This is a genomic window from Paenibacillus terrae, from assembly GCF_005217525.1.
Taxonomy (GTDB): Bacteria; Bacillota; Bacilli; order Paenibacillales; family Paenibacillaceae; genus Paenibacillus; species Paenibacillus terrae_C.
The window spans coordinates 89,350-95,349 of record NZ_PNXQ01000016.1 but is presented as its reverse complement, the minus strand read 5'-3'; the positions used below and the strand labels follow the sequence as shown (position 1 = coordinate 95,349).

The 6,000-nt window shown below is 48.5% G+C and carries 3 protein-coding genes; all 3 read right to left on the bottom strand.

Annotated features, from left to right (window positions below; all coding sequences use genetic code 11):
- Positions 1-2,034: condensation domain-containing protein (locus C1I60_RS25795; RefSeq protein ID WP_252361768.1), on the bottom strand; the 2,034-nt coding region annotated here is incomplete at its 3' end.
- Positions 2,035-2,083: 49 nt separating this feature from the next.
- Positions 2,084-3,949, bottom strand: a complete 1,866-nt coding sequence (locus C1I60_RS18105) for an ABC transporter ATP-binding protein (RefSeq protein WP_137062999.1) — start codon at positions 3,947-3,949, stop codon at positions 2,084-2,086.
- A complete protein-coding gene (locus tag C1I60_RS18100) occupies positions 3,924-5,828 on the bottom strand; it encodes an ABC transporter ATP-binding protein (protein ID WP_137062998.1) in 1,905 nt (634 codons plus the stop codon). The genes C1I60_RS18105 and C1I60_RS18100 overlap by 26 nt, the downstream gene beginning before the upstream one ends.
- Positions 5,829-6,000 lie beyond the last annotated feature (172 nt).

The window sequence follows — 6,000 nt, the reverse complement described above, 5'->3', positions numbered from 1 at the left end:
GTCGAAGACAACAGCCCCGGTCTGCAAAATGCGGGTATCCGCATCCAGTTGCGCATAGTTTGTATTTTTCACCAGACGGACGACGTTACGGTGCTCTACCATAACCCCTTTCGGCTGGCCTGTTGTCCCTGAGGTGTACATCAAATAGGCGAGTCGATCCCCGAATGTACCCGTTTTTGAAATCTCATTTTTCGGATTTGTATAATGGGTATAATCCGCATGATAAGCCTCGTTTTGCTCCAAATGTACGGTATTTAAGCCTTGGTCAGCCACTGCCCCGTATACAGTAGCATCGCTCAGATCCAGCACAATTCCGCTGTAGTCATCCGGCTGCTGCTCCGCATGCTGCACCAGCAGCAGCTTCGCTCCTGAATCCTCCAGCAGGTAGCGTACACGCTCTGCCGGATAGTCCGGGTCAATCGGTACATATGCGCCGCCCGCCTTGAGGATTGCCAGCATGCCGACGATCATATCTGTGGAACGCTCAGCGACGATACCAACCGTTCGTTCAACAGTAACACCGTAACCGCGCAGCGTGTGAGCCAGTCGGTTGGCCTGTTCATTCAGCTGCCCATAGCTTAGACGACGGTTTCCAAACACAACCGCAGTCTGATCCGGCATACGCTCTGCTTGTTGCTCGAACAGTTCATGAATCCCTGCATCATGTGGATATGGCACTGCTGTAGCATTGAATACATCCACAATTTGCGTCCGCTCCTCGTCACTAATCAGTGACAGCTCCTGTATACACTTCTGCGGACCCTTCACCATATGCTCAGCCACACTCAGGAATTGTCGGATAATTCGGGCAATCTCCTGTTCGCTGAACAGATCGGTACGATAATCCAGATGCATTATAAACTTATCGTCATCCAGCATATCTACCATATGAATATCAAAGTCATTCACCGTATCTCCACAGAAATCGGTATCCACCTGCTGAACCGCTTCATCAAAACGGGAGAAGCTCAGCGTACGATACTGAATTGAAACACCAAAGAGGCGCTGAATATCCAGACTGCTTTGCTGTTCACGCAAATCCTGAATAATTTTGTTGTACGGGTAACGCTGATGCCGCAAAATGGACGACTGCTCCTTGCCCACACCTTGCAGGAAGGTCAGCAGCTCGGATTCCGGCTCAACCAGCAGACGCGTAGCCACGGTGCTGACGAACATGCCGACCGTATCCTTCTCCTTCTTCGACGTACGGTTAGCGTACAGCGTACCTACGGTTAAATCCTGTTCCCCTGTCACTTTATGTAAATAAATATACAGGGCGGCCAGGAAGAACGTAAAAATACTGATTTTATGCTCCTCGCAAAAAACCGTGACACCACGATACAATTCAGGCTCCAGTGTATAGCTCTCCCGGCGTGCAGCTGTGCTCAGCGTTAACGGATTGTATGATTTCAAACCTGTCGTCTCTGGCAAATCGGCAAACTTTTCCGTCCAATATGCCTTGTCCTTCTGGTAACGGTCAGATTGCTCATAGCTTTGCTCCACCTGAATGAAATCCAGATATGGATTCGCTTTGGTCGGTGTAGCCTGACCTGTACCATGGACAATATCCATGTAATGCGTCGTAATTTCATTAATAGCCTGATTCATGGATACACCATCTGAAATAATATGGTGCATTGTGAAATTGTACCAGGTTTCTTCTGCACCCAGCTGCAAAATTACCAATTGGTAGAGCTGTGAATCCAGCAATAAAAAGGGCTGGGAATTAAGACGGTTTACCAGTTGCTCGGCTTCCTCCAGGCTAACCTGGAGCGTTTCTATGCTTTGTGCAGTAAATGGCTCTACATATTGATACGGAATACCATCCTGAGCAGTGATTTTAATGCGAAAAGAATCGTTTTGTGCAATCACCTGATGCATTGCCTGCTGCAATGCATCTATGTGAACAGTTCCCTTGATTTTAACAGTTGTAATAAGCGTGGACGTGTTGCGATTGGGATACAAAAGCTCCGTGTACCAAATACGTTGCTGTGGCTGGCTTAATGCAAACAATTGAATATCGTGCTGAGTCATATGTCTCTCTCCTCGCAAAATAGATATGTTAAAAAGAAACCTCGCATATTTATGCGGTTTGTTCCTCGGGATGCTTTCGAAACTGAAGCTCATACAGCTTCGCATAATGACCATCCTTGGCAATGAGTTGGTCATGAGTACCCTGTTCTTTCAGCTCGCCTTCGGCAAGAACACAGATCGTATCCGCCCGCTCAATCGTAGACAATCGATGGGCAATGACTAATGTTGTACGATCCTTCATCAGCTCATTCAAGCCCTGCTGGACTTCATATTCCGATTCAGCATCCAGCGCCGAGGTCGCTTCATCCAGCAGCAAAATCGGTGCGTTTTTGAGCAAAGCGCGAGCAATCGCGAGCCGCTGTCTTTGACCACCGGATAAGTTGGCTCCGCGTTCACCGACAATCGTGTCGTAGCCCTCTGGCAGCTCGGCTATGAAGCCGCTCGCATAGGCTGTTTTGGCCGCAGCCTCTACTTCCTCATCCGTGGCATCCGGTGAGCCAAAGCGGATATTATCCGCTACTGTACCGTGGAACAACGTAGCCTCCTGTGGTACATAGGCCATCAAATCCCTGACCTCATCTAACCGAAGCTCACCTGCCGAGCGGCCACGGACCCGCAGCACACCCTCATCCGGTGGATAAAAGCCTAGCAATAGCTTCATGACTGTGCTTTTTCCACCACCACTTGGGCCGACGAGCGCAGTGACCTGCCCTTCCGGTACGATCAGGTTCAGCCTTTGCAGCGTAGGACGGTCCGGTTGATAACTAAAGGTGATGTCGTGCAGCTCCAACGCAGCCGGAACTTGTTCAATGGCTTGGCCTAAACTCACAGTTTCGACATCACTATGAGATCCGCTAGGTTCACGAGCCGATAAAACTGCTGCCTCCGGGTCGATCAGCCCAGCCCGCAGTTCCTTCTGTTTCGACGCTGGAAAATGCTCCTCTTCTTTCGACTCATCCAGAATTTCGCGGATACGCGCCAAGCCCGCCAAAGAGTTTTGTAACAACGATACAGCCGCCCCCAGCTGCAAAAACACCGCGGAAATGCCGCCTTGGAGTTGCACAATCTGCCCCAGTACTCCCAGCTCCATCTGCTTCTGTGAAACCAGAATCAGTCCGGCGACAAGCACACCGCCCAACGTAATGAATTCAATTACAAAATTATACATATCCTGCAACCCCATATGACGTCCCTGCCGGATGCTGATACGGTTAATGTCCTCGCTTGCATCGTTACAAAGTCCGCCTACCTTTGTCCGCAATCCAAACAGCTTCACCGTCTGCAAGCCGGACAGCAAATCACTTAACCGTTCCGTGAACCTGCTCATCCGTCCCTGTAACTCATCACTCGTCTGTCGCATCTTATTCGCGTAATGAGAATTTACCCAAGCTGAGGCCAGTCCAAGTAAAACCGCCATAATCCCAAATCGCCAATCCAGCACCATCATAATGACTAACGAGCCAAAGAAAAGCGAAACTTCCAGTATAATCGAGCGAATATGAACAGTGTAGGCCTGCTCCAACGTCTGCACATCGTTTGTCATGCGGGATACAAGATCACCTGAATGGCGTTTTTCTGCCTTTTCATAGGATAGCTTGACAATATGCCCGAATAGTCTTACCCGTACATTGGCAATCGCCAGCCTCACACATCGCTTATACATGTAGCTGCACAGCGGAGAAATAAGACTTAGTGCCAAAAATGTACCGCTGACCAAATAAACTGCCTGGTAAAGCCCCTGTACTTTCCCATCAACCGCAAAATTCAGCAAATAATGCACCACAAAGGAAAGTAAAATCGTGATGCTCGCATTGGTCAGACTGTTGCCAACCAACCCGATAAAATACCATTTTCGGTACGGCTTCATCAGGGACAGCAACTGCTTAAACTCATAAAACCCCTGCTTGAAGGTCACGTTTCTCACTCCTTTCCTCTGGCATCAAATTGCCGTTTTCCATCGTATGCGGTTCTTCTTCGAAATTTTGCAAATACAGCTTTCGATATTCACCGTCGCGACCCAGTAATTCCTCATGCGTACCCGATTCCACAATGCTCCCCTGATCAAGTACAATAATCCGGTTCGCCTGACGCACGGTTGACAATCGATGAGCAATCACCAGTACCGTCCGATTATGCATGGCTGCACTCATCGCGATCTGTACCTGAGCCTCCGACTGGCTATCAAGCGCTGAAGTTGGCTCATCCAGTAGAAGCAGCGGAGCATTTTTCAACAATGCTCTTGCTATGGAAATACGCTGCTTTTGTCCACCGGACAATCCTCCTCCCCTCTCGCTCAAAAGGGTCTCATAGCCCTCGGGAAGCTGAACAATAAAATCATGCGCATGCGCCGCCTTCGCCGCCTCGACAATCTCTTCACGGGTCGCCTCCAAACGTCCATATCCGATATTTTCTGCAATCGTGGCCGGAAAAAGCGAAGGCTCCTGAGATACCATCGAAATATGGCTGCGCAGGCTTGTTAAATTCCAATCTGTCAAACTCTTTCCAAATAGTTGAACCGTTCCAGCATGCTCTCCCGGTTCATTAAATCCGCAAAGCAGCTTAAAAATCGTGCTTTTGCCGCCACCGCTACCGCCGACAATCGCTACCGTTTCTCCTTGTCCTACCTGAAAGCTGATATCCTTGAGCACCGTGTTCCCTTCGTCGTAGCCAAAGGTCAAATGCTCAAGCCTGACTACAGCAGCGTCATCATCACCTTCTGCTCCGTCTATCTCGCTTTTACTTGCTTGACTAGCTTGGTTGGCTTTCCTTTCTGCATCGTCCTCAAAACGTAGGCCCTTATCCCCTCGGTCATCACCGAGTGAGGTGATATCACCACCTTGACGTTCATCCGGCCAATCCAATACCTCAAACAAATGCTTCGCAGCTCCCCCCGCTTCCTTCATTTGCGAGATAATCGTCGGCAGCATGGAAACAGGCTGCAATATGAACGAAATCAGATATAAAAATAGGACAATGCCTCCAGCATTCAGCTCGCCTTGTTGAATCAGGTATCCTCCATACGCAATGACCAAAATAATCGGTGTTGCCAGCATCATCACACCTACCGGAGTAATAGAAGCATAGCGCTTTTCCAGCCCCAGGCCGCGCCTGACGACCTCCTCCATCATCACCATATACTTCTTCAGTAGCACAGCCTGCATATTGAATGCCTTGACGATAGGAATTCCTCCAATTGCATCCTGACCGACCGCGTTCAAATGAGCCATTTTCTCCTGAAGCTGCTCGGAATATTTTTCAATCCGCCTGCTCATCAATGTTGTTACGATCATTCCTAAAGGCATAAGCGCAAGACTGGCCAAGATTAGCTTCCAGCTTGTCATTAAAAGCAACGTTAGTGATGCCGTAAACACAAGCGGTAAGTAAAACAGGTTGGCAAAATGCTCGATAAAAAAATTCTGTAACTTCGCCGTATTGTTCGTAAGCCGGGATACCAAATCTCCAGTGAACTTCCTCTCCACTCTGGAAACTGGTAAATCGCAAAACTTATGTACGAGGTCACCTCTCAAATCGCGCAGTGCGCTAACGCTAAATCGCGCCGAAGCGTACCTCATCACAAACTTACAGGGCATTCCAATTAGCGTCATACCAACAACTAGATAGATCATGTTCTGGGTGGAGGAGAAGGTCCCCTCTACCATTTGTTCAATGGCTTTACCCAAAATAATATCTATGGCTGCCAAACATAAGGAGGCGATCACTGTTATGAAAACCCATAGATTGTACGGTCTTACATAACGCGCGAGTCTTCGAAAAGCAGAATTCGATCGAAACAAGGACATCCCTCTTTTTCGTTGCTCACACTTTCGCAGTGCGAACTTTTTTAGTGAGGATTTTGCAAAATCCTGAAGTTGCATTGGACATGGTGGGATTGGCTCTGGCTCTGGACGTATGAGAATTTACATGGAATGTAATCATTATTGAATTATTCTGGGAATTGCATCATGG